Here is a 23115-nt window from a genome sequence, read left to right on the forward strand (position 1 = left end):
TTTTGGTAAACTGAATGCGGTGCCTGTAGGCACCTCCTTCGGGGCGGGGTGGAAGTCCCCACCGGCGGTGAAAGCCCGCGAAGCCCCTTTGGGGCCCGACCCGGTGGAATTCCGGGGCCGACGGTGAAAGTCCGGATGGGAGAAGGAGGTCTTTTGCGAGAGCTGGACGAGAGGTTCCTTCGTAGGGCGTTGCAGTTGGCCGAGAGGGCTCGAGGCCACACCCACCCAAACCCCTTGGTGGGGGCAGTGTTGGTGCGGGATGGCCGCATCGTAGGGGAGGGGTACCATCCTAGGGCGGGGGAGCCCCATGCGGAGGTCTTTGCCTTAAGGGAGGCGGGTTCCCTGGCCCAGGGGGCCACCGCCTATGTCTCCTTGGAGCCCTGCAACCACCATGGCCGCACCCCCCCTTGTTCCCTGGCCCTTTTGCAGGCGGGGGTAGCCCGGGTGGTGGCGGCGGCCCGGGATACCAACCCGGCGGCCCGGGGGGGCTTGGAAAGGCTTCGGGAAGCCGGGGTAGAGGTCCAGGCCGGGCTTTTGGAGGCCGAGGCCCAGGAGCAGAACGAGGCCTTCTTTACCGTCCAGAAAAGGGGGCGGCCCTTCGTCCTCCTCAAGGCGGCCCTCACCCTGGACGGCAAGGTGGCGGCCTTGAGTGGGGATGCCCGCTACGTCTCCTCTGAGGAAAGCCGGCGCATCGCCCAGGCCTACCGGCAGTGGCTTCCCGTGGTGATGGTGGGGGTGGGGACGGTCCTCAAGGACGATCCCTGGCTCACCGTGCGGGAGCCGGACTTCAGGCCCTTCCCTCTCATGCTGGAGCCCCCGCCCCTCAGGGACCCGGTGAAGGTGGTCTTGGACACCGAGGGCCGCACTCCCCCCACCGCCCGTATCTTTCAGAAGGGACCCCGGGGGGAGCCTGCCCGCGTGTACGTGCTGGTGGGCAAGGGTGCGCCCAAGGATCGGCTTAGGGCCCTCGAGGAGGCGGGTGCCCGGGTGGTGGAGCTTCCCCGGGAAGGAGGGAGGGTGAGCCTCGAGGGGGCCTTGCACCTTCTCTTGGAGGAGGGACTGGACGGGATCCTTCTGGAGGGGGGTCCGAGGCTGGCTGGGGCCTTCTGGGAGAGGGGACTGGTGGACAAGCTGGCCCTCTTCGTGGCGCCCAAGGTGTTGGGGGAGGGGAGGGGGTTCTTGGAGGGGTTTGCCCTGGAGCGCATGGCCGAGGCCAAGAGGCTGAGGCTCGTCCGCAAGGAGTGGCTTGGGGAGGACCTTTGGCTGGAGGCGTACCCGGAGGGGTGATGTTCACGGGATTGGTGGAGGAAACCGGCGAGATCGTGGAGGTCCGGGAGGGGCCTTTCCTCAGGGTCAGGATCGCCGCCAAGGAAGTGCTTTCTGACCTTAGGGTAGGGGATTCGGTGGCGGTGGATGGGGTCTGCCTCACCGCAGTGGAGGTGGACGAGGGCGGTTTTTGGGTGGAGCTTGCCCGGGAAACCCTGCGCCGCACCGCCCCCACCTGGCGGGTGGGGCACCGGCCCAACCTGGAGAGGGCCCTTAAGGTGGGGGACCGGCTTGGGGGGCATTTCGTCACCGGGCATGTGGACGGGGTGGCGGAGGTGGTGGCCATCCGGGAGGCCCCGGGGGCCAAGGACTACTTCTTCCGACTCCCCCAAGACCTTGCCCGCTACATTGCCGAGAAGGGAAGCGTGGCCCTAAACGGCGTTTCCCTCACGGTGGCGGGCCTAAAGGGGCAGGACTTCTTCGTCACCCTCATCCCCCACACCCTTAAGGTCACCAACTTAGGAAGCCTAAAGGTGGGGGATGGGGTGAACCTGGAGGTGGACCTCATCGCCCGCTATCTGGAGCGGCTTGTGAAGGGGGAATGATGGAGGGTTTGGCCAGCGTCAGGGAACTCATGGAGGAACTCCGCCAAGGCCGCCCGGTGATCCTGGTGGACGACGAGGACCGGGAAAACGAGGGCGACCTCATCATGGCGGCAGAGCACGTGACCCCGGAGTGGGTGAACTTCATGCTCAGGGAGTGCCGGGGGCTCCTTTGCGCGGCCTTGACCGAGGAACGGGCCAGGGCCCTGGACCTGCCCCTTATGGTGGAGAAAAACCAGGATCCCCAGGGTACCCGCTTCACCGTGAGCGTGGATGCCCGGGGGACCACCACGGGGATCTCCGCTTTTGAGCGGGCGGCCACCATAAGGCTTCTGGCTGATCCCGAGGCCACCGCCCAGGATTTCCGGCGCCCTGGGCACATCTTCCCCCTGGTGGCTAGGCCGGGCGGGGTCCTGAGGCGGGCCGGGCACACGGAGGCCACCGTGGACCTTTTGCGCCTGGCGGGGCTTAGGCCGGTGGGGAGCCTCATCGAGATCCTCAAGGAGGATGGCACCATGGCCCGGCTTCCGGACCTTTTGGAGTTTGCCGGGCGCCACGGCCTTAAGGTGGGCACCATCGCCGACCTCATCCGCTACCGCCTGGAGAAGGGGGACCTCTACGTGAAACGGGAGGCAGAGGCCCTTTTGCCCACCCGGTTTGGCGAGTTCCGCATCGTGGGGTATCGGGATAGCCTCACCGGGGAGGAGCACGCCGCCTTGGTCATGGGAAGCTGGGACCCTGAGGAGCCCGTCCTGGTGCGCATGCACTCCGAGTGCCTCACCGGGGATGCCCTGCACTCCCTGAGGTGCGACTGCGGTTTCCAGCGGGATCTGGCTCTGGAGCGTATCTCTAAGGAGGGGAAGGGGGTTTTGGTCTACCTGAGGCAAGAGGGGCGGGGAATCGGCCTCATCAACAAGATCCGGGCCTACCACCTGCAGGACCAAGGCCTGGACACGGTGGAGGCCAACCTGGCCCTGGGGTTCCCGCCGGACCTGCGGGACTACGGGGTGGGGGCCCAGATCCTCTACGACCTTGGGGTGCGCAAGATGCGCCTCCTCACCAATAACCCCCGCAAGGTGAAGGCCCTGTCGGGTTTCGGCATCGAGATCGTGGAGCGCATTCCCCTGAGGGCCGGGGACAACCCCCACAACGAGCGTTACCTCCAGGCCAAAAAGGAGAAGCTGGGGCACTGGATGGACTGATGGGGTTCCCTGGATGGCCCAGGCCATCCCAAAGCCTCTAGCATGAGGCTATGCTCCGGCTTCTTAAGGTTGGGGTCCTCATCCTACTTTTCTTGGCCTTCCTGGATCCCAGGTGGCCCATGCCGGGGCGGGTGGTGTACCTTCTGGACTTTTCGCCCTCTGCCCGGGAAAGCGTCTTCGCCTTGGCGGATAGGCTTCCTAGGGATGGGATCTATGTGGCCTTTGCGGAGCGGGCGGCGAGGCTTCCTTCGCCCACCGCCCGCAGGCTGGACCTGGGGGAGAGGACAGACCTGAAGGCGGCCTTCCAGGAGGCAGAGGCCCTGAGGCCGAGCCGCGTGGTCCTGGTTTCCGACGGGCTTTTCGAACCCATTTCAGCCCCCTTTCCCCTGGATGCGGTTTACGTTCCCCCCAAGCCCCATGTGGCGGTGGAGCTGGTCCCCCCGCCTTACCCCCTGTACGGGGAAACGGTGGGGGTGGGAGTGGTCCTCGAGGCACCCCTCTCCGTGGAGGCACGCCTGAGGGTGGAGGGCCCCGCAGGGACCTGGGAACGAAGCCTTCGGGTGGAGGGGCGTAAGAGCCTGGCGTACACCTTCTCCCTTACGGAGAAGGCGGAGGTGTGGGCGGTGGTGGAGGGTTCCTGGGGCCGGAGCGAGGCCCAGGTGAGCCTCCAACCTGCCGACCGCGGCAGGGCCTTGGTGCTGGGGGACCCGGCCTTGGCCCGTTACCTGGAGGCCCAGGGCTTCCAGGTGGAGGAAGGCCCTTTCCGCCTGCCCCTCGAGGCCGACCTGGTGGCGGTGGGCCTCGGGGTCTTGGACCTTCCCGAGGGGGCCCCGGAGGCCCTGAGGAGCTACCTCCGCCAAGGCGGCGGCCTTCTTTTCACCGCCACCCCCAAGGGTCTTTTCTTCGGCGGCTGGGACCGGGCTTTGCCGGAAGACCTTCCCCTAAAGCCCCTGGGCCGCAAGGGGGCGGCCTTGGTTCTGGTGATGGACGTATCGGGAAGCATGGAGGGGGAGAAGCTTTCCCTGGCGGTGGCGGGGGCCTTGGAGCTGGTGCGGTCGGCGGCGGAGGAGGACTACCTGGGCGTGGTGCTCTTTTCCTCCACCCATCGGGTTCTTTTTCCACCCAGGCCCATGACGGAGCAGGGGAAGAAGGAGGCGGAAAGCCTCCTCTTGTCCGTGCGGGCGGGGGGCGGGACGGTCCTGGGCTCCGCCTTCCGGGAGGCGGTGCGGCTTTTGCAGGGGGTGCCGGTGGAGCGCAAGGGGATCCTGGTGCTCAGCGATGGCCTCATCTCCGACCCCCAAGACCCCATCCTGGCCCTGGCGGAGGCCTCGGGCCTCGAGGTGAGCGCCATGGCCCTGGGAGCCGACGCCGACCGGGCCTTTCTGAAGGTCCTCGCCGAAAGGGGTGGGGGCCGGTACTACCAAGCGGCCACCGCCCAGGAGCTTCCCCGGCTTTTCCTGAAGGAAGGGCAGGAGGTTTTCCAGGGGGAGGGCCTGGAGGGCCGTTTCCCCGTCAAGGCCAGGCTCCATCCCCTGGCCCAGGGGTTTTCCCCACCTCCCCTTTCCGTTCTCCTTCCGGCCCGGGCCGAGCCCTGGGCGGAGGTGGTTTTGGAAAGCGACGGCAGAGCGGTGCTGGCCCTGGGGGAGAGGGGAGAGGGGCGGGTGGCCGCCTTGGCCACGGATCTTTCCCGTTCCTGGCGGGGCTGGAAGGAGGCAGCTTCTTTTCTGGGCGGCCTTGCCCGCTACCTCATGGGGGGCAAGAAGGCCATGGCCCTGTACGCCTATCCCGAGGGGAAAGGGGTGCGGGTGGTGGTTCTGGGCCACCTGGAGCGCCCGCTTTTCCTAAGCGAGGGCCAGGAGATGCCCCTGGTGCCCACGGGGCCTGGGCGGTACGAAATCCAGGCCCCGGCGGCTCCCGGGGTGCTCCTGGACGGCTCGCGCCGCTTGCCCCTGGCCTTCCCCTTGCCCGGGGAGTGGACCCCCAGGGATGGGAAGCTGGTCCTCAAGACCCTGGCCGAGGCTTCCCATGGGCGGTTGCTGGCCCTGGAGGACCTGGGGCAACCTGGATCCTCCCCCCTGCCCCTGCGCCCCTATCTCCTGGCCTTGGCCCTGGCGCTTTTCCTCCTGGAGCGGCTCCTCGAGGCGCGCTCCTTTGCCAGGAAAGCCTGAGCCAGGGTCCAGAGGGCCGGTTCTGGGAGCCAGTGCATGGATCACACCGGGATGCCGAGTCTTTCTTTAATCTGGAATCCATGCGCTGGGATGATTGGGAGAAGCTGATCCGCCGGGAGAGGGAGCAGAGGCGCCAGGAGGAAAAGCCCCTCCATGACCGTATCCACCAGCTGGAGGCGGACCTCTACTTTGCCAGGCAGGAGATCAGGCACCTGCAGCGGGAAAAGAAGGAGCTTTGGGAAAGGTCCCAGGCCGTGGCCCTGGGTACCGTCTTCCCGGGAAGGGAGCTGGAGGAGGTGAAGAAGATCCTGGAAGAAGCCTGGCTGGAGCTGGTTCTGGTGGCCTCCCCCAAAGCCGAGGGTCTTTCCCGCATTATCGGCCTTTTGGAGCGGTATCTCCTTGGCCGAAGCCCTCGATGATCTGCACCAGGACCGCCTCCCCCCGTACGGTCACCTCCCCGTTGGCGTAGAGTTCGGTTTCCACCACCACCTTCCTCCCCTTCACCTCCTTGGCCCGGCCCACCAGGACCAGCTCGGGCCCCAAAGGGGTGGGCTTCAGGTAGTCCACCTTGAGGCTGGCGGTGACGAAGCGGAGGGGGTGGGTTGCCAGATCCAGGCCCTCAGCATGGGCCTTGGCGGCGGCGGCGGTGGCGGTGGAGTGGCAGTCCACCAAGGAGGCGAGAAGCCCCCCGTAGACGAACCCGGGAATGGCAGTGTGATGGGGGCTAGGGGTGAAACGGGTTTCGCTCTGGCCCTCGTCCGCCTTCCAGTAGGTCTTGAGGTGGAGGCCCATGGGGTTTAAGTAGCCGCACCCGTAGCAGTGAGCCCACTCCGGGGGGTAGTAAAGCTGGATGGCCTTCATGCTAAGCCCTGGGCCTGCCAGCGCTCCGGCACCGCCCGTTTCAAGAAGTCCACGATCTCCTGGGTGCTGGTTCCGGGGCCAAAGACCGCTGCCACCCCGAGTTCTTGCAGCTTGGGCACGTCCTCGTCGGGGATGATGCCTCCCCCGAAGAGGAGGATGTCCGAGGCTCCTTGCTCCTCGAGAAGCCGCTTCACTTCCCGGAAGTAGTGCATGTGGGCCCCGGAGAGGATGGATAGCCCTATGGCGTCCACGTCCTCCTGGATGGCCGCGGACACGATCATCTCCGGGGTCTGCCTGAGCCCCGTGTAGATCACCTCCATGCCGGCGTCCCTTAAGGCCCGAGCCACCACCTTGGCCCCGCGGTCGTGGCCGTCCAGCCCGGGCTTGGCGATGAGCACCCGTATGCGCCTGTCCATATGCTAATCCTAAACGTAAGCTGGCTCCTGGTAGGTGCCGTAGACCTCCCGCAAGACGTCCATCATCTCCCCCAGGGTGCAGTAGGCCAGGGCGCACTCCACGAAGTGGGGCATGGTGTTCTGCCCTTCCACCGCAGCCCGCCTTAGGCCCGCAAGGGCCTCCTCCACCCGCTTGGGGTCCCGTTCCCGGCGCACCCGGGCCAGGCGCTCCGCCTGGACCCGCTCCACCTCGGGGTCCACCAGCTGGATGGGGACCTTCAGGGGGATCTCGTCGGTGAAGGCGTTGACCCCCACGATGATCCTCTCCTTACGCTCCACCTCCTGCTGGTAGCGGTAGCTGGCCTCGGCCAGCTCCCGCAGGAAGTAGCCTTCCTCGATGGCCCGCACCACGCCCCCCATGCGCCGGATCTCCTCGATGATGGCCATGGCCTGGCGCTCCATCTCGTCGGTGAGCCACTCCACGTAGTAGCTCCCCGCCAGGGGGTCGATGGTGTGGGTGACCCCGCTTTCGTAGGCGATGATCTGCTGGGTCCTGAGGGCGATGGTGGCGGATTCCTCCGTGGGCAGGGCCAGGGCTTCGTCGTAGGCGTCGGTGTGGAGGCTGTTGGTACCCCCCAAAACGGCAGCCAGGGCCTGGATGGCCACGCGGGCGATGTTGTTGAGGGGTTGCTGGGCGGTGAGGGAAACCCCGGCGGTCTGGGCGTGGGTGCGGAGCATCCAGCTTTGGGGGTTCTTGGCCTTGTAGCGGTAGCGCATCTCCTTGGCCCAGATGCGCCGGGCCGCCCGGAACTTGGCGATCTCCTCAAAGAAGTCGTTGTGGACGTCAAAGAAAAAGCTGATCCTTGGGGCAAACTCGTCCACGTCCAGGCCCCGCTTGAGGGCGGCCTCTACGTACTCAAAGCCGTCCGCCAGGGTCCAGGCCAGCTCCTGCACGGCGGTGGAGCCCGCCTCCCGGATGTGGTAGCCGGAGACGGAGATGAAGTTCCACTTGGGGACGTTCTTGGGCCCCCACTCAAAGGTGTCGATGACCAGCTTCACGCTGGGTTTGGGAGGGAAGATGAACTCCTTCTGGGCGATGAACTCCTTGAGGATGTCGTTTTGAATGGTGCCTCCGAGCTTCTTCCAGTCGTAGCCCTTTTTCTTGGCCACCGCCAGGTACATGGCCCAGATGGCGTTGGCGGGGCTATTGATGGTCATGGAGGTGGTGACCTCCTCGAGGTTGATCCCCTCGAAGAGGATCTCCATGTCCGCCAGGCTGGAGACCGCCACCCCGCACTTGCCCACCTCCCCCTTGGAAAGGGGGTGATCGGAGTCGTAGCCCATGAGGGTGGGCAGGTCAAAGGCCACGCTGAGGCCGGTCTGGCCCGCCTTTAAGAGTTTCTTGAACCGCTCGTTGGTCTGCTCGGCGGTGCCGAAGCCGGCGAACATGCGCATGGTCCAGAGTTTGGACCGGTACATGGAGCCGTAGACCCCCCGGGTGTAGGGGAACTCCCCGGGGAAGCCCCGCTTCTCCTCGTACTCCGGGTCCAGGACCCCGATGTCCTCGGGGGTGTAGAGGGGTTCTGGGGCGATGTCCGAAAGGGTGCGGTGGGCCACAGGCCTCTCGGGCATCTTCTCCAGGCTCTTCTGGTAGGTTTCCCTGAGCCAGTCGTGCTTCTTGCGCATGGGTCCTCCCTTGGGCCATATTCTACGCTTTTATGCGCCCAAGGAAAAGAGCGTTAGAAGACTCCTTCGCCGGCGGGGAAAAGCCAGCCTGTCGGTGGCCCTTTCTGAAGCTACCTTCTCGAGTGGCCAGGGGGGAGCCCTATCCTTTAGCGCTTCCGCTCACTTTCCGGCTCCACGTGGATGGTGACGGCAAGCCCGGGGAAACTTTCCTCCAAAGCCCTTTCCAGCTCGTCGCAGAGCCGGTGGGCATCCTCCACGGTCATGGACCCCGGCACCACCAGGTGGAACTCCAAAAAGGCCCGGTTTCCCGCCTTGCGGGTTTTGAGGTCGTGGACCTCGAGGGCCCTTCCCCCCAAGGCCTCGGCGATGGTTTTTCGGATCCGGCTCACCTCCGCTGGGGAGAGCCCCTCATCCATAAGCCCTCCCACGGACTGGCGCACCAGGCGGAAGCCCATGAGGAGGATGTTCCCCGCCACCAAAAGGGCCAGCAAGGGATCCAGCACCCATAACCCCGTGGCCCAGGCAAGGCTTACCCCGGCGAGAACCCCCACGGAGGTGAGCACGTCGGAAAGCACGTGGTAGCCGTCGGCGGTGAGGGCGGGGGAGCGCAGGCGCCTCCCCTGGCGGAGGAGGTGCCAGGCAAGAAGGCCGTTGATCAGGGAAGCCAGGAGGCTGACCAGGAGGCCCGGTCCCAGGTCCCCTAGGGGCCTGGGATGAAGGAAGCGGGGGATGGATTCCTTGGCGATGAGAAGGGCGGCTAGCACCACCAGGACTCCCTCCAGCACCGCGGAGAAGTATTCGGCCTTGCTGTGCCCGAAGGGGTGGGTTTCGTCGGGAGGACGCTGGGCGAAGCGGATGGCGAAGAGGGCCAAAAGCGCCGCGGCCACGTTCACCGTGGACTCGAGGGCATCGGAGAGAAGGGCCACCGAGCCGGTGAGGAGGTAGGCCAAGGCCTTTAGCCCCAGGACCCACAGGGCCACCAGGAGGCTGAGGCGGGCAGCCCTTTCCGCCACCTAGGCTTCTTCCTCCACCAGCTCCCGCTTGGGCTTGAGCAAGGGGAAGAGGAGGACGTCCCTCAAGGAGGGCTGGTCGGTGAGGATCATGGCCAGGCGGTCCAAGCCGAGGCCAAGCCCCGCCGCCGGGGGCATGCCGTACTCCAGGGCCAACAGGAAGTCCTCGTCGGGCTCCGGGGCCTCCTCGTCCCCTTCCCGTCTGCGCCTGGCCTGCTCCAAAAAGCGTTCCCTCTGGTCCAGGGGGTCGTTGAGCTCGGAGTAGGCGGGGGCGAGTTCCATCCCGCCCGCATAGAGGTCCCAGCGCTCCGTGAGCCCAGGCTTTTCTCGGTGCCGCTTGGCCAAGGGGCTGATGGCCAGGGGGAAGTCGAAGACGAAGGTGGGGTTCTGGAGTTCAGGCTCCACGTAGATGCCAAAAAGCTTGTCCAGAAGCTTGTAACTGGGAACCTGGGCGAGCTCGGGGTGGTGGGCGTCGGCGAAGATCCTAAGCCTTTCCAGGTCCAAGGGGTCAAAGGGCAGACCGGCCTTTTCCTTCAAGGCCTCCACGAAGGAGATGCGTCTAAAGGGTGGGGTAAAGTCCAGCACCCGCCCCTGGTAGGGGACCTGGTAGCTGCCGAAGAGGTGGAGGACCAGGCCGGAAAGGAGTTCCTCCACCAGCTTGGCCATGTCCTGGTAGTCGGCGTAGGCCCAGTAGGCCTCCAGCATGGTGAACTCGGGGTTGTGGTTGTGGTCGATGCCCTCGTTGCGGAAGTTCCGCCCGATCTCGAAGACCTTCTCAAACCCTCCCACGAGAAGGCGCTTCAGGTAAAGCTCCAAGGAGATGCGTAGGTAAAACTCGTGGTCCAGGGCGTTGTGATAGGTTTTGAAGGGCCTGGCCTCCGCCCCGCCGGTGGTGGCCTGGAGGATGGGGGTTTCCACCTCCAAAAACCCCCGCTCCTCAAAGAAACGGCGGATGTAGCGCACCATGGCGGTGCGCCGCCGAAAGACCTCCCGCACCTCAGGGTTTACGATGAGGTCCAGGTAGCGCTGCCGGTAGCGCACCTCCTTGTCCTTGATCCCGTGCCATTTGTCGGGGAGGGGGTGGAGGCTTTTCACCAGGGGGGTCCAGGAGAGGACCTTCACCGTGACCTCCCCGGTCTTGGTGGTGAAGACCGTGCCCTTGACCCCCAGGATGTCCCCCACGTCCAGCTTCTTCAAAAGCTCGTAGCTTGGGGTGAGGTCCTTTTGAAAATAGAGCTGGATCTTGCCGCTTTCGTCCAGGAGGTGGGCGAAGGTGACCTTCCCCATGCGCCTCAAGGCCACGATGCGCCCGGCCAGGGCCACCTCTTCCTCCCACTCGCTTTCCGGGGGAGCCCCCTCCTTGGCGGATAGGATCTCCTTTGCGCTGTGGGTCTTGGGATACCGGTAGGGGTAGGGTTGAAAACCCGCCTCCACCAGGGCTTCCAGGTTGAGTAGGCGTTGCCGCGTCTGCTCGTTCATGTTTAGCCGCGCACCGAAACCACCCGGAACTCCTTCTTGCCCTTGGGGGTATCCAGGCTGAGCACATCCCCTTCCCGGTGGCCCAGGAGGGCTTTGCCCATGGGGGAGGCATCGGAGATCTTCATGGGGGTCTCCAGGACGCTGGCCTCGGCGGGGGAGACCACCTGCACCTCCAGGCGCTCGCCGGTGACGGGGTCTTCCAGCTCCACCACCGAGCCCAGGCCGATGACCTCGGTGGTGGCCCCTTCTATGATCACCGCCCGGGAGAGGATGTCCTCGAGGCTGTCGATCCGGGCTTCGATGCGGGCCTTCTCCTGTTTGGCCGCCTCCAGCCCCGAATCGTCGTAGTCATCGGAGGACTCCATGAGCTCCTGCAGGATGCGGGTGGCTTCTTGCAGGCGTTCCCTTTCCTGCAGAAGTTGCTGCATGAGCCGCTCGTAACCGGCTTTGGTTAGCTTTACCTCGCGCGCCATAGCTCACCTCGTAAGTCATGAAGGTCGGCCAAAGCCGACCTCCTTGGCCCAAGGGCCTCCTTCTCAGGTGAGTATACCGCGAAGGAGGATTTCCCTCAAACGCTCGGGTTCCGCATGGCTGGCGCAGGCTGCCGTGTCCAGGCAGAGGACCAGGTAGCGGAGGTGGGTTTCCCTTCCGCCCACCGGGTGGCGGAAGAAGCCCAAGGCGCTTCCCGAAAGATGGCGGTGGCAGGCCTCGCACACCTGAGGGCTTCCCAGGGTTCCGGGCAGGGGCTCCAGGGTCAGGCGGAGCTCCGGGGGCCCCTTTTCCTGGATAATCACCCGGCCTTCCTCGTCGCGATAATAAAGAATCTCCCCAATGGGGAGAAGTTCGGGGGGAGTGCCTGGAAAGATCTCCAGGATCATCTCCCTTTCCTCGTGGTCCATACGCTTAGCTTAGCCCAAACCGCCCGAGGAGGGGAGGCAAGAGGAGGTAAAGGCCCACCAGGAGGGCGAAGAAGCTCGCCAAAAGCACCGCCGCCGCCGCCGTGTCCTTGGCCCGCTTGACCAGGGGATGGAATACCGGGCTCACCAGGTCGGCCAGGGCCTCGAGGGCGGTGTTCATGAGTTCCAGGGAAAGCACCAAGGCGCTAACGAGCAACACCGGAACCGGATTGACCTCCAGCCAGAGGGCAAGCCCGAGGGCCAGAAGGGCCAAGTAGGCCTCGAGGCGGAAGTTCCGCTGCACCCGCCAGGCGTAGAGAACCCCCTCCCAGGCATAGCCCAGGGAGCGCCAAACGCCCTTTAGAGGGCGAGGATCCTCTCTTGGACGCGGCGGAAGCCCTCCCAATCCTCCTCCTGTTGGTGGTCGTGGCCGAGAAGATGCCATAGCCCGTGGGCCGCCAGGACCAGCACCTCCTCCTCGAGGGGAACCCCTCTTTCCTCCGCCTGCTTCTTGGCAGTGTCCAGGCTGATCCAGATATCGCCCAGGTGGGGGGGTACAAAGGGATCCCCGGGTTCGTAGTGGGGAAAGGAAAGGACATCCGTGGCCTCATCCTCCCCCCACCACTCCCGCTTTAGGACCCTGATCCTGCGGTTCCCGGTGAGGATGACCGTGACGGCCTTGTCCCCCACGCCCAGTTCCTCCATCAGGGCGGAAAGGGCCCGGCGGAGCCTGGGGATGAGGCCCCTTGGCGGACGCTTATTGGCTACGATCTCCACCACGCTCGGCTTCCTCGTAGGCCTTGATGATGCGGGCCACCAGGGGATGGCGCACCACGTCGGACTCCTTGAAGTACACGAAGGCGATGCCCTCAATGCCCTTGAGGATGCGGATGGCCTCCACCAGCCCCGACTTTTGGTGCTTGGGCAGGTCGATCTGGGTGATGTCCCCGGTGATGACCATCTTGGAGGAGAAGCCCATGCGGGTGAGGAACATCTTCATCTGCTCCGGGGTGGTGTTTTGGGCCTCGTCCAGGATGATGAAGGCATCGTTGAGGGTGCGGCCCCGCATGAAGGCCAGGGGGGCCACCTCGATGATCCCGGACTGGAGGTACTGCTCAAAGCGTTCGGCGTCGATCATGTCAAAGAGGGCATCGTAAAGGGGGCGGAGGTAAGGGTCCACCTTGGCCTGGATGTCCCCTGGCAAAAACCCCAGCTTTTCCCCCGCCTCCACCGCTGGCCGGGTGAGGATGATGCGCTTAACCCTTTTGGCCCGGAGGTGGCTCACCGCCATGGCCACCGCCAAATAGGTCTTGCCGGTTCCCGCAGGGCCCACCCCGAAGGTGATGTCATGGTGGGCGATGGCCTCCACGTACCGCCTTTGCCCCGGGGTTTTGGGCCTGAGACGGCCCGGTAGCGCAAGCTCGGTTTCCGGGGTGGTGGCCTGGTACAGGCCCTCCCCTTGCAGGGCCAGGGCCACGGACTGTTCCAGGGTGGGCTGGTCCAGCTCCGCTCCTTGCCTGAGGAGGGCCAAAAGGTCCCGCACGGCCCGCTCGGCCACCCCCACCGCTTCCGGGTCGCCCTCCAGCTCCACCTGGTTGCCCCGCATGATGAGCTTGAGCCGGTCGCCGAAGGCCTCCCGGAAAAGGGAACGGAGCTTCTTCAGGTTTCGGTCTGCCTGGCCCAGAAAGGCCAGGGTTTCCTCGGGTTTTAGGGGGATCACCAGCCTTTGGGCTTCTTCAGGATTTCGTGCCATATCACCCCTTTCAGGATGCTTTCGCCGTCGGTGGTGAGCAGCCTTTTCCGCGGGCGCTTCCTTCGCTCTTCCTCCGGCGAGGATGCTTCGCGGAACCGCACTTCCAAGGGTTGCCGTTCGGGGCTAGAGGACCGTTCTAAACTCTCCGCCTCCGGTTTCTTGGGTGCGGGAAGGGACGGGGGCGGCGGGACCTTGGGCTTGGGCCGGGCCTTGGGCCTGGGGCGGGGTAGGGGTTCGGGTAGGGGCAGGTCCTCGGGAAACCCCGGGGGAATGGGGGGAGGCTGGCCCCGGCGGCTTAGGCCCTGCAGGGCCGGGATGACGATGAAGAAGAGTAGGAAAAGGAGACCCAGAAGGTCGTCTAGGCTCATTCCTCACCCTCGGGCTTGGCGGCCCGGCTGATGGACTCCCGCATGTCGGTGTCGGCCTCGATGTTTTTCAGGCGGTAGTAGTCCATGACCCCAAGCCTTCCCGTGCGCAAGGCCTCCGCCAGGGCCAGGGGCACCTGGGCCTGGGCCTCCACCAGCTTGGCCCGCATGGCCTCCACCAGGGCCCGGTTCTCCTGCTCGGCGGCCACCGCCATGGCCCGGCGCTCCTCCGCCTTGGCCTGGGCGATTTTCTTGTCGGCCTCCGCCTGATCGATCTGAAGCTGGGCCCCGATGTTCTTGCCCACGTCCACGTCGGCGATATCCACGGAGAGGATCTCAAAGGCGGTGCCGGCGTCCAGGCCCTTTTCCAGCACGGTTTTGCTGATGCGATCCGGGTTTTCCAGGACTTCCTTGTGGGAGTTGGCGCTGCCGATGGTGGTCACGATGCCTTCTCCCACCCGGGCGATGATGGTTTCCTCCCCAGCCCCGCCCACCAGGCGGTCGATGTTGGCCCTAACCGTTACCCGGGCCGTGGCCAGAAGCTGGATCCCATCCTTGGCCACCGCGGCCACCATGGGGGTCTGGATCACCTTGGGGTTCACGGAAACCCGCACCGCTTCCAGCACATCCCGCCCCGCCAGGTCGATGGCTGCGGCCCGGTCAAAGGTGAGCTTGATGCCCGCCTTGTCGGCGGCGATCAAGGCATCCACCACCCGGTCCACATTGCCCCCGGCCAGGTAGTGGGCCTCGAGGCGGTCCAGGCGGACATCCAGCCCCGCCTTGGTGGCCTTGATGAGGGGGTAGATGATCTTGGCCGGGGGAACCCGCCTCAGGCGCATGGCCACCAGGGTGATCAAGGGCACCCTGACCCCTGCGGCCCAGGCGGAGATCCAGAGGCCTACCGGGATGAAGCTGAAGAAAAGAAAAACGAGGATGAGAACAAAAAAGGCCAGAAAGAGCACGCCGAGTCCTTCCATATTATTCCTCCAAGGCTTCCACCACCACCGTGGGTCCCCTGACCTCCACCACCCTAAGGGTGGTGCCCTTGGGCAGGAAACCCCGGTTGGCCACCACATCGATGCGCTTGTTGCCGAAGCGGGCCACCCCGCCTGGCCTCAGGTCGGTGAGGGCCACGCCGATGGCGCCCACCTCCACCTCGTCCCCGGTGGCGTGTTCGGAGATGGTGCTTTCCAGCACCAAGGCCCTTGCCGGACGGGTCCTGGGTAGGAAGCGAAAGACCAGGAGCAGGCCGAGGCCCAAAGCGATCACCGCAATGGCGATGACCATGAGGGCGTTCTCCCCGAAGGTGAAGTACACGGAGGCCAATATGGACCCCACGCCCAAGGCTCCAGCGATGCCAAACCCGGGGAAGAGGAAGGCCTCGGCCAGGAGGAGGGCCACCCCCAGGAAGAAGAGAACCAGCTCGAAGGCCCCGGAAAGCCCGGCGAGCCACCCCCCGGCAAAGTAAAGGGCTAAAAACGCCAGGCCCAAGGTCCCCATGACCCCAAAGCCCGGGGTGAAGAGCTCGAGGAGGAGAAGAAGAAGCCCAAGGGCCAGGAGAAGCCCCGCCACGGTGGAGCTGGTGAGGAACCGGGCCACCTGCACCCTAGGGCCAGGCTCAAGCCTTTCCGTTTCCAGGCTGTACCCTGCCTGGCGCAGGGCCTCGGAGAGGCTTCCCGCCTTGAAGTCCGCCACCTTGAGCTCCACCGCCTTGTCGGCGGAGAGGGTGAGGGGCTCTCCTTTGGCGGAGAGGCCAGGGATCTCCACCTGGGGGTCCACCATGGCCTCCGCCAGCTCCACCGGTCTTCCCCGGGCCTCGGCCACCGCGCGGAACTTGCCCTTAAGGGCGGAGATGATCTTCTGGTCCGCGGCCTGGGGCTGCTGCAGGGGAAGAGCCACCACCGGCAGGGCTGCCCCGATCTCCGAGCCCGGCAGCATGGCGATCTGGCGGCAGGAAAGGGCGATCAGGGCCCCGGCGGAAAAGGCGTTCTGCACCACCGCCAGGGTGGGAAGGGGGGTTTGCAGGATCCGGTCGGAGATGCGGATGGCGGCGTCCACCCGGCCCCCTGGGGTGTCGATGAGAAAGGTCACACCGCTGGCTCCTTCCCGCTCGGCGCGGGCTAGAGCCTGCTCCACAAAGACCGCCAAGGCGGGGTCAATCTCCCCCTGGATGGGGATGAGGTAGGTTTTCCCCAGGGCCAGGGAGAGCAGGAAGCATAGGGCAAGGAGCCTTTTCACCGTCCTCATTCTATACGGCTTGGGTGAGGGAGTAGGGTGGGGTATCCTGAAGTTCATGTTGCGCCTGGCGGTGTTGGGCAGTCCCATCGCCCACTCCCTGTCCCCGGCCATGCACCGGTACGCCTTGAGCTCCCTGGGCCTCGAGGGAAGCTACGAGGCCTTGGAAACCCCCCTCGAGGTCCTGAAGGACCGCCTGGAGGAGGTGCGCCGGGAATACCGGGGCGTGAACCTGACCATCCCCCTTAAGGAGGCGGCCTTGCCCCTTTTGGACTGGGTTTCCCCGGAAGCCCAGGCCATTGGGGCGGTGAACACGGTGCTTTCCGTGGAGGGGAGGCTTCTCGGCTTCAACACCGATGCCCCTGGGTTTTTGCAGGCCCTGAGGGCCGGGGGGATTCCCCTCATGGGCCCTGCCTTGATCCTGGGGGCCGGGGGGGCGGGGCGGGCGGTGGCCTGGGCCTTGAGGGAGGCGGGCCTAGAGGTCTGGATCTGGAACCGCACCTGGGAAAGGGCCTTGGCCCTGGCGGAGGAGGTGGGGCTGAAGGCGGTTCCCTTGGAGCGGGCCAAGGAGGCCAGACTCCTGGTGAACGCCACCAGCGTGGGGCTTAAGGACCCAGGGGCTACTCCCTTGCCGGCTGAGTTTTTCCCCAAGGAGGGGGCTGTGGTGGACCTGGTCTACCGTCCCCTCTGGACCCGGTTGTTAAGGGAGGCGAGGGAGAGGGGCCTTCAGGTGCAGACTGGGCTTCCCATGCTGGCCTGGCAGGGAGCCTTGGCCTTCCGCATCTGGACCGGCCTTCTCCCGGACCCCAGGGGCATGGAGGAGGCGGCCCGCCAGGCCCTGGAGGGGGAGTGAATGGCCTACACCCTGGCGGCCCCGGTGGTTCACGAGGAGACCATTCAGAAAAGCCGCTTCATCGCCAAGGCGGCCCCAGTGGCCTCGGAGGAGGAAGCCTTGGCCTTTCTGGAAGCCCAGCGGGAACCCCAGGCCACCCACAACTGCTACGCCTACAAGCTGGGCAACCTCTACCGCTTCTTTGACGACGGCGAGCCCACGGGCACGGCGGGTAAGCCCATCCTCCACGCCATTGAGGCCCAAGGGCTGGATAGCGTGGTGGTTTTGGTGGTGCGCTATTTCGGCGGGATCAAGCTGGGGGCCGGGGGGCTTGTCCGGGCCTACGGGGGGGTGGCTGCGGAGGCCCTAAGGCGGGCTTCCAAGGTGCCCTTGACGGAGTGGGAGGAGGTACGGTTTGTGGTCCCTTTTCCCCAGGTGGGCCGGGTGCACAGGCTTTTAGCCTCCCGCTCCTGGACGGCTTTGGAGGAGTACCTGGCGGAGGGGGTGCGGTTTCACCTCAAGCTTCCCGCAGAGGAAAAGGAGGCTTTTTGGCAGGAGCTCAGGGACCTCACCCGGGGGCAGGTGCGCTGGGAAGGCTAGGGTAGCATAAGGGCGATGCTGCCCCTCTTTGAGCCCAAGGGCCGGGTGCTTCTGGTGGACGGCCACCACCTGGCCTACCGTACCTTTTTTGCCCTGAAGGGCCTCACCACCAGCCGCGGGGAGCCGGTCCAGGCGGTGTACGGGTTTGCCAAGAGCCTTTTGAAGGCGCTAAGGGAAGACGGGGATGTGGTGATCGTGGTGTTTGACGCCAAGGCCCCCTCCTTCCGCCACCAGACCTACGAGGCCTACAAGGCGGGGCGGGCTCCCACCCCCGAGGACTTTCCCCGGCAGCTTGCCCTTATCAAGGAGATGGTGGACCTTTTGGGCCTGGAGCGCCTCGAAGTGCCGGGTTTTGAGGCGGATGACGTCCTGGCTACCCTGGCCAAGAAGGCGGAAAAGGAAGGCTACGAGGTGCGCATCCTCACCGCGGACCGGGACCTTTACCAGCTTCTTTCGGAGCGAATCTCCATCCTTCACCCGGAGGGTTACCTGATCACCCCGGAGTGGCTTTGGGAGAAGTATGGGCTTAAGCCTTCCCAGTGGGTGGACTACCGGGCCTTGGCCGGGGACCCTTCCGACAACATCCCCGGCGTGAAGGGCATCGGGGAGAAGACGGCGGCCAAGCTGATCCGGGAGTGGGGAAGCCTGGAAAACCTTCTTAAGCACCTGGAACAGGTGAAACCTGCCTCCGTGCGGGAGAAGATCCTTAGCCACATGGAGGACCTCAAGCTATCCCTGGAGCTATCCCGGGTGCGCACGGACTTGCCCCTTCAGGTGGACTTCGCCCGGCGCCGGGAGCCGGACCGGGAGGGGCTTAAGGCCTTTTTGGAGAGGCTGGAGTTCGGAAGCCTCCTCCACGAGTTCGGCCTGTTGGAAAGCCCGGTGGCGGCGGAGGAAGCTCCCTGGCCGCCCCCCGAGGGAGCCTTCGTGGGGTACGTTCTTTCCCGCCCCGAGCCCATGTGGGCGGAGCTTAACGCCTTGGCCGCCGCCTGGGAGGGAAGGGTTTACCGGGCGGAGGATCCCTTGGAGGCCTTGCGGGGGCTTGGGGAGGTGAGGGGGCTTTTGGCCAAGGACCTGGCGGTGCTGGCCCTGAGGGAAGGGATTGCCCTGGCACCGGGCGACGACCCCATGCTCCTCGCCTACCTCCTGGATCCTTCCAACACCGCCCCCGAAGGGGTAGCCCGGCGCTACGGGGGGGAGTGGACCGAGGAGGCGGGGGAAAGGGCGTTGCTTTCCGAAAGGCTTTACGCCGCCCTCCTGGAGCGGCTTAAGGGGGAGGAGAGGCTTCTTTGGCTTTACGAGGAGGTGGAAAAGCCCCTTTCGCGGGTCCTGGCCCACATGGAGGCCACGGGGGTACGGTTGGATGTGGCCTACTTAAAGGCCCTTTCCCTGGAGGTGGAGGCGGAGCTCAGGCGCCTCGAGGAGGAGGTCCACCGCCTGGCCGGGCATCCTTTCAACCTGAACTCCCGGGACCAGCTGGAAAGGGTCCTCTTTGACGAGCTTGGGCTTCCCGCCATCGGCAAGACGGAGAAGACGGGCAAGCGCTCCACCAGCGCCGCCGTTTTGGAGGCCTTGCGGGAGGCTCATCCCATCGTGGACCGCATCCTTCAGTACCGGGAGCTTTCCAAGCTCAAGGGAACCTACATCGATCCCTTGCCTGCCCTGGTCCACCCCAAGACGAACCGCCTCCACACCCGTTTCAACCAGACGGCCACCGCCACGGGGAGGCTTAGCAGCTCGGATCCCAACCTGCAAAATATCCCCGTGCGCACCCCTTTAGGCCAGCGGATCCGCCGGGCCTTCGTGGCCGAGGAGGGGTGGAAGTTGGTGGTTTTGGACTACAGCCAGATTGAGCTCAGGGTCCTGGCGCACCTTTCCGGGGACGAGAACCTGATCCGGGTCTTCCAAGAGGGCCAGGACATCCACACCCAGACGGCCAGCTGGATGTTCGGCGTGCCCCCAGAGGCCGTGGATTCCCTGATGCGCCGGGCGGCCAAGACCATCAACTTCGGCGTCCTCTACGGCATGTCCGCCCACCGGCTTTCGGGAGAGCTGGCCATCCCCTACGAGGAGGCGGTGGCCTTCATCGAGCGGTATTTCCAGAGCTACCCCAAGGTGCGGGCCTGGATTGAGAAAACCCTGGCGGAAGGACGGGAACGGGGCTATGTGGAAACCCTCTTTGGCCGCCGGCGCTACGTGCCCGACTTGGCTTCCCGGGTGAAGAGCATCCGGGAGGCAGCGGAGCGCATGGCCTTCAACATGCCGGTCCAGGGGACCGCCGCGGATTTGATGAAACTGGCCATGGTGAAGCTCTTTCCCAGGCTTCAGGAGCTGGGGGCCAGGATGCTTTTGCAGGTGCACGACGAACTGGTCCTCGAGGCTCCCAAGGAGCAAGCGGAGGAAGTCGCCCAGGAGGCCAAGCGGACCATGGAGGAGGTGTGGCCTCTGAAGGTGCCCTTGGAGGTGGAAGTGGGCATCGGGGAGGACTGGCTTTCCGCCAAGGCCTAGGGGTCGTGGGGTATAGTCGTTCCCATGAGGCGTTACTTCGGCACCGACGGGGTGCGGGGGGAGGCGGGCAAGCACCCCCTTACCCCCGGGTTTGTCCTTAAGCTTGGCCAGGCGGCGGGGGCCTATCTTCGCAAGGCGAGCCCCAGGCCTGTGGTCCTCCTGGCCAAGGATACCCGGGAATCCAGCGATCTTCTGGAGGCCGCCTTGGCGGCGGGGCTTATGAGCCAGGGGGTCAGGGTGGAGCACCTGGGGGTGCTCCCCACCCCGGGGGTGGCCTATCTCACGCGGCACCTTAAGGCCAGCGCCGGGGCCATGATCTCCGCCAGCCACAACCCTTACCAGGACAACGGCATCAAGTTTTTCGGGCCCGAGGGCGAGAAGCTTCCCGACCCCGCGGAGGAGGAGATCGAAGCCCTCCTGGAGGAGGAGCATCCCACGCGGGGCATCGGTACCGTGGGGGATTTTCGGGAGGCGGAGAGGATGTACCTGGACTTTCTTCTGGCCCATGCTCCCGACCTTTCGGGCCTAAGGATCGGCCTGGACCTAGCCCACGGGGCCACCTACCGCCTGGGACCCAGGCTCTTCCAGCGGGCAGGGGCCGAGGTGATGGCCTTCTTCAACACCCCGGATGGCCGGAACATCAACAAGGCCTGCGGTTCCACGCATCCCGAAGCCCTGGCCCGCTTTGTGGTGGAGCTGGATCTGGACCTGGGCATCGCCTTTGATGGGGATGGGGATAGGGTGCAGTTCATAGACCGAAAAGGACGGCTTTTTCACGGGGATCATATCCTCTACCTCACCGCCTTAGCCTTTCAGGAAAAGGGGGTGGTGGGAACGGTGATGAGCAACATGGGCCTGGAGGTGGCCCTGAAGGAGAAGGGGCTGGCCTTCCACCGGGCGGCGGTGGGGGACCGGTACGTTTTGGAGATGATGAAGGAAAAAGGGCTTTTCCTGGGCGGGGAACCCTCGGGGCATGTGATCTTCCTCAAGCACCACACCACGGGGGATGGCCTTCTCACCGCCCTCCTCACCCTCAAGGCCCTAAAGGCCCTGGGAGGGGATCTTGCGGATTGGTACGAGGCGTTGCCCATGTACCCCCAGGTGCTCTTGAACGTACGGGTTTCCGACAAGAACAGGATCATGGCCCACCCCCGGCTGATGGAGGCGGTGGAGGAGGCGGAAGGGAGGCTTGGGGGCCTTGGCCGGGTGAACGTGCGTCCCTCGGGGACCGAGCCGGTGGTGAGGGTTATGGTGGAGGCCAAGGAAGGGGCGGAGGAGGTGGCGAGGAAGCTTGCCGATTTGGTTTCCCGCCTGGACCGGGAGTAATCTGAGGGTGGTGAGTTACGGAAGGGCCCACCTCGAGGAGCGCCTTAAGCGGGCGCTGGCTGAGGCCATCGGGGGCCTGGAAGACCCCAGGCTTTTCCTCCTTACCGTGGAGGCGGTGCGCCTGTCCCCCGATGGCCGGGTGCTCACGGTGTACGTGGAGGCCTTCAGCGACGAGGAGAAAGCCCTTCTGGCCTTAAGCCACGCGGAGAGAAGGCTCCTTTCCGAGATCGCCCGCAGGGTGCGCCTACGCCACCTGCCTCGTCTGGAGTTCGTGCCGTGGAGAGCGAGACCCGCATAAAGGTGCGTTATGCGGAAACCGACCAGATGGGGGTGGTCCACCACTCCGTCTATGCGGTGTACCTGGAGGCGGCCCGGGTGGAGTTTTTGGAAAAGGCAGGCCTGCCCTACCACCGGGTGGAGGCCCGGGGGGTGTTCTTCCCCGTGGTGGAGCTGGGCCTGACCTTCCGTGCCCCGGCCCGCTTTGGGGAGGAGGTTCTGGTGCGAACCCGCCTGGCCCACCTTTCTCGGCGGGATCTTCTCTTTCGCTACCGGGTGGAGCGGGAGGGGACGCTCTTGGCGGAGGGCTTTACCCGGCATCTATGCCAGGTGGGGGAGAAGGCTGGCCGCATTCCGGAAGACATCTACCAAGCCTTGAGTGTGCTACACTTAGGATAGCATTGTGGGCATGAGCCATGGCCCTTTTACGCTTTTTGAGCGGCACATCAATCCCGGCTTGGCAGGGTTGCTTCGCTTCACCGGTCTGGACCGGATCGAGTCCCATGCCGAAGGTCCCTACGTCTGGGACACCACGGGCAAGCGCTACCTGGACTTTTTGGGCCTCTACGGCACCCTGAACCTGGGCCACCGCCACCCCAAGGTGGTGGAGGCCGTCAAGGCCCAGCTTGAGCGCATGCCCATGTCCGTGCGGGTCCTGGTTTCCGAGCCCACGGCGAGGCTTGCGGCCAAGCTGGCGGAGATAACGCCCGAAGGCCTGGAAATGGTCTTCTTCGGCAACTCCGGGGCGGAGGCGGTGGAGGCCGCCATCAAGCTGGCCCGGGCCTATACGGGGAAGCCGGGCATCGTTACCACCCACGGGGGATTCCACGGCAAGACCATGGGGGCCCTCTCCCTTACCCCCAAGCCCGAGTATCAGGATCTGGCCAAGCCCCTTCTTCCCGGGGTGAAGGCGGTGCCCTATGGGGACCTCGAGGCCCTGGAAGGGGCCATAGATGAGGAAACCGCCGCGGTGATCGTGGAGCCCATCCAGGGGGAAGGGGGAATCCGGGTGCCCCCGGATGGCTACCTGAAGGGGGTGCGGGAGATTACCCGGGAAAAGGGCGTCCTCATGATCGCCGATGAGGTGCAGACCGGCCTCGGGCGCACGGGAAAGCTCTTTGGGGTGGACTGGGAGGAGGTGGCTCCCGACCTCATGACCCTGGCCAAGGCCTTGGGGGGCGGGGTGATGCCCATCGGGGCCTGTGTGGGCCGGAGGGAGGTCTTTGAGATCTTCAAGCAAAACCCCCTCTTCCACTCCTCCACCTTTGGCGGTAACCCCCTGGCGGCGGCGGCGGCCCTGGCGGCCATCGAGGTCACCCTGGAGGAGAACCTGCCGCAAAGGGCCCTGGAGATGGGGAGCTACCTGATGGCGGGGCTCAAGGAGCTTAAGGCCCAGTATCCTCGCCTTATAGAGGACGTGCGGGGCCGAGGCCTGATGCTGGGCGTGGAGTTCACCGATGCCGACATCGGCGCCTTGGTGGTGGCGGAGCTGGCGGAAAGGGGGGTGATCACCGCCTTCGGGCTCAACAACCCCAAGGTGGTGCGCCTCGAGCCTCCCCTCATCATTGGCAAGGAGCACGTGGACGAGGCCCTTTCGGCCTTCTCAGAAAGCCTTAAGGCTACGAAGAAGGCCCTGGAAGGCCTTTTGGGTTAGA

At 65.3% G+C, this 23115-nt stretch carries 25 protein-coding genes and 1 riboswitch; of the genes, 12 read left to right on the forward strand and 13 right to left on the reverse strand.

All coding sequences use genetic code 11. The features are described 5' to 3' along the window. Positions 1 to 30: 30 nt before the first annotated feature. Positions 31 to 151: riboswitch (FMN riboswitch) on the forward strand. Between the two features lie 2 nt (positions 152 to 153). The 5 genes from ribD (at position 154) to TNMX_RS04995 (ending at position 5657) form a co-directional block, all read left to right on the forward strand. After that, positions 154 to 1287, forward strand: coding sequence for a bifunctional diaminohydroxyphosphoribosylaminopyrimidine deaminase/5-amino-6-(5-phosphoribosylamino)uracil reductase RibD (gene ribD / locus TNMX_RS04975; RefSeq protein WP_084221132.1), 1134 nt, complete (start codon positions 154 to 156; stop codon positions 1285 to 1287). Continuing rightward, entirely contained in the window at positions 1287 to 1871 is a 585-nt protein-coding gene (locus TNMX_RS04980) for a riboflavin synthase (protein ID WP_015716822.1), read from the forward strand. The genes ribD and TNMX_RS04980 overlap by 1 nt, the downstream gene beginning before the upstream one ends. After that, on the forward strand, positions 1871 to 3070 hold the full coding sequence (locus TNMX_RS04985) for a bifunctional 3,4-dihydroxy-2-butanone-4-phosphate synthase/GTP cyclohydrolase II (RefSeq protein WP_038030214.1): 1200 nt from the start codon (positions 1871 to 1873) through the stop codon (positions 3068 to 3070). The genes TNMX_RS04980 and TNMX_RS04985 overlap by 1 nt, the downstream gene beginning before the upstream one ends. Before the next feature lie 50 nt (positions 3071 to 3120). Beyond that, positions 3121 to 5238, forward strand: a complete 2118-nt coding sequence (locus TNMX_RS04990) for a vWA domain-containing protein (protein ID WP_038030075.1) — start codon at positions 3121 to 3123, stop codon at positions 5236 to 5238. Positions 5239 to 5318: 80 nt separating this feature from the next. After that, the gene (locus TNMX_RS04995) at positions 5319 to 5657 is read left to right on the forward strand and encodes a hypothetical protein (protein ID WP_038030078.1); all 339 of its coding nucleotides are present in this window, start codon (positions 5319 to 5321) and stop codon (positions 5655 to 5657) included. On the opposite strand, the gene TNMX_RS05000 is transcribed toward TNMX_RS04995, so the two are convergent. The 13 genes from TNMX_RS05000 to TNMX_RS05060 form a co-directional block, all read right to left on the reverse strand. Continuing rightward, the gene (locus tag TNMX_RS05000) at positions 5611 to 6099 is read right to left on the reverse strand and encodes a PaaI family thioesterase (RefSeq protein WP_015716826.1); all 489 of its coding nucleotides are present in this window, start codon (positions 6097 to 6099) and stop codon (positions 5611 to 5613) included. The two genes, TNMX_RS04995 and TNMX_RS05000, sit on opposite strands and share 47 nt — an antisense overlap. Beyond that, the gene (locus TNMX_RS05005; RefSeq protein WP_015716827.1) at positions 6096 to 6515 is read right to left on the reverse strand and encodes a cobalamin B12-binding domain-containing protein; all 420 of its coding nucleotides are present in this window, start codon (positions 6513 to 6515) and stop codon (positions 6096 to 6098) included. Before TNMX_RS05005 ends, TNMX_RS05000 begins: the two co-directional genes overlap by 4 nt. 9 nt (positions 6516 to 6524) lie before the next feature. After that, positions 6525 to 8180 carry a methylmalonyl-CoA mutase gene (locus TNMX_RS05010; protein WP_038030080.1) on the reverse strand — a complete coding sequence of 552 codons (1656 nt, stop codon included), beginning with the start codon at positions 8178 to 8180 and terminating at the stop codon, positions 6525 to 6527. Positions 8181 to 8326: 146 nt separating this feature from the next. After that, positions 8327 to 9193, reverse strand: a complete 867-nt coding sequence (locus TNMX_RS05015; protein ID WP_038030082.1) for a cation diffusion facilitator family transporter — start codon at positions 9191 to 9193, stop codon at positions 8327 to 8329. After that, positions 9194 to 10669, reverse strand: a complete 1476-nt coding sequence (lysS, locus tag TNMX_RS05020; protein WP_038030085.1) for a lysine--tRNA ligase — start codon at positions 10667 to 10669, stop codon at positions 9194 to 9196. It lies immediately after the preceding gene. A 2-nt stretch (positions 10670 to 10671) separates the two neighbouring features. Further along, positions 10672 to 11142, reverse strand: coding sequence for a GreA/GreB family elongation factor (locus TNMX_RS05025; protein ID WP_015716831.1), 471 nt, complete (start codon positions 11140 to 11142; stop codon positions 10672 to 10674). A gap of 63 nt (positions 11143 to 11205) precedes the next feature. Continuing rightward, positions 11206 to 11568, reverse strand: coding sequence for a hypothetical protein (locus TNMX_RS05030; RefSeq protein ID WP_015716832.1), 363 nt, complete (start codon positions 11566 to 11568; stop codon positions 11206 to 11208). A 4-nt stretch (positions 11569 to 11572) separates the two neighbouring features. Further along, entirely contained in the window at positions 11573 to 11971 is a 399-nt protein-coding gene (locus TNMX_RS05035; RefSeq protein ID WP_038030087.1) for a diacylglycerol kinase family protein, read from the reverse strand. Further along, positions 11926 to 12345: an rRNA maturation RNase YbeY gene (ybeY, locus tag TNMX_RS05040; RefSeq protein WP_038030089.1), complete on the reverse strand. Its 420-nt coding sequence runs from the start codon at positions 12343 to 12345 to the stop codon at positions 11926 to 11928. The genes TNMX_RS05035 and ybeY overlap by 46 nt, the downstream gene beginning before the upstream one ends. Next, positions 12323 to 13318, reverse strand: a complete 996-nt coding sequence (locus TNMX_RS05045; protein WP_015716835.1) for a PhoH family protein — start codon at positions 13316 to 13318, stop codon at positions 12323 to 12325. The genes ybeY and TNMX_RS05045 overlap by 23 nt, the downstream gene beginning before the upstream one ends. After that, positions 13282 to 13686, reverse strand: a complete 405-nt coding sequence (locus tag TNMX_RS05050; RefSeq protein ID WP_038030091.1) for a hypothetical protein — start codon at positions 13684 to 13686, stop codon at positions 13282 to 13284. Before TNMX_RS05050 ends, TNMX_RS05045 begins: the two co-directional genes overlap by 37 nt. After that, positions 13683 to 14660, reverse strand: coding sequence for a flotillin-like protein FloA (gene floA, locus TNMX_RS05055; protein WP_026328903.1), 978 nt, complete (start codon positions 14658 to 14660; stop codon positions 13683 to 13685). Before floA ends, TNMX_RS05050 begins: the two co-directional genes overlap by 4 nt. A gap of 1 nt (position 14661) precedes the next feature. Beyond that, on the reverse strand, positions 14662 to 15930 hold the full coding sequence (locus tag TNMX_RS05060; protein WP_157626361.1) for a nodulation protein NfeD: 1269 nt from the start codon (positions 15928 to 15930) through the stop codon (positions 14662 to 14664). A gap of 46 nt (positions 15931 to 15976) precedes the next feature. Between TNMX_RS05060 and aroE the strand changes: the two genes are divergently transcribed. From aroE to TNMX_RS05095, 7 genes are read left to right on the forward strand one after another with little or no spacing between them, the layout of a single operon-like run. Further along, on the forward strand, positions 15977 to 16771 hold the full coding sequence (aroE, locus tag TNMX_RS05065; protein WP_038030094.1) for a shikimate dehydrogenase: 795 nt from the start codon (positions 15977 to 15979) through the stop codon (positions 16769 to 16771). Continuing rightward, positions 16772 to 17350: a YigZ family protein gene (locus TNMX_RS05070; RefSeq protein ID WP_038030095.1), complete on the forward strand. Its 579-nt coding sequence runs from the start codon at positions 16772 to 16774 to the stop codon at positions 17348 to 17350. 6 nt (positions 17351 to 17356) lie between these two features. Continuing rightward, positions 17357 to 19858, forward strand: a complete 2502-nt coding sequence (gene polA / locus TNMX_RS05075; protein ID WP_156919424.1) for a DNA polymerase I — start codon at positions 17357 to 17359, stop codon at positions 19856 to 19858. 24 nt (positions 19859 to 19882) lie between these two features. After that, positions 19883 to 21184, forward strand: a complete 1302-nt coding sequence (glmM, locus tag TNMX_RS05080; RefSeq protein ID WP_015716842.1) for a phosphoglucosamine mutase — start codon at positions 19883 to 19885, stop codon at positions 21182 to 21184. A 10-nt stretch (positions 21185 to 21194) separates the two neighbouring features. Continuing rightward, positions 21195 to 21482, forward strand: a complete 288-nt coding sequence (locus tag TNMX_RS05085) for a ribosome-binding factor A (protein ID WP_015716843.1) — start codon at positions 21195 to 21197, stop codon at positions 21480 to 21482. Continuing rightward, a complete protein-coding gene (locus TNMX_RS05090; protein ID WP_019550119.1) occupies positions 21461 to 21859 on the forward strand; it encodes a thioesterase family protein in 399 nt (132 codons plus the stop codon). Before TNMX_RS05085 ends, TNMX_RS05090 begins: the two co-directional genes overlap by 22 nt. 10 nt (positions 21860 to 21869) lie before the next feature. Further along, positions 21870 to 23114 carry an aspartate aminotransferase family protein gene (locus TNMX_RS05095; RefSeq protein ID WP_038030101.1) on the forward strand — a complete coding sequence of 415 codons (1245 nt, stop codon included), beginning with the start codon at positions 21870 to 21872 and terminating at the stop codon, positions 23112 to 23114. Position 23115: the final 1 nt, after the last annotated feature.

This window comes from Thermus sp. NMX2.A1 (assembly GCF_000511705.1).
Classification (GTDB): Bacteria; Deinococcota; Deinococci; order Deinococcales; family Thermaceae; genus Thermus; species Thermus scotoductus.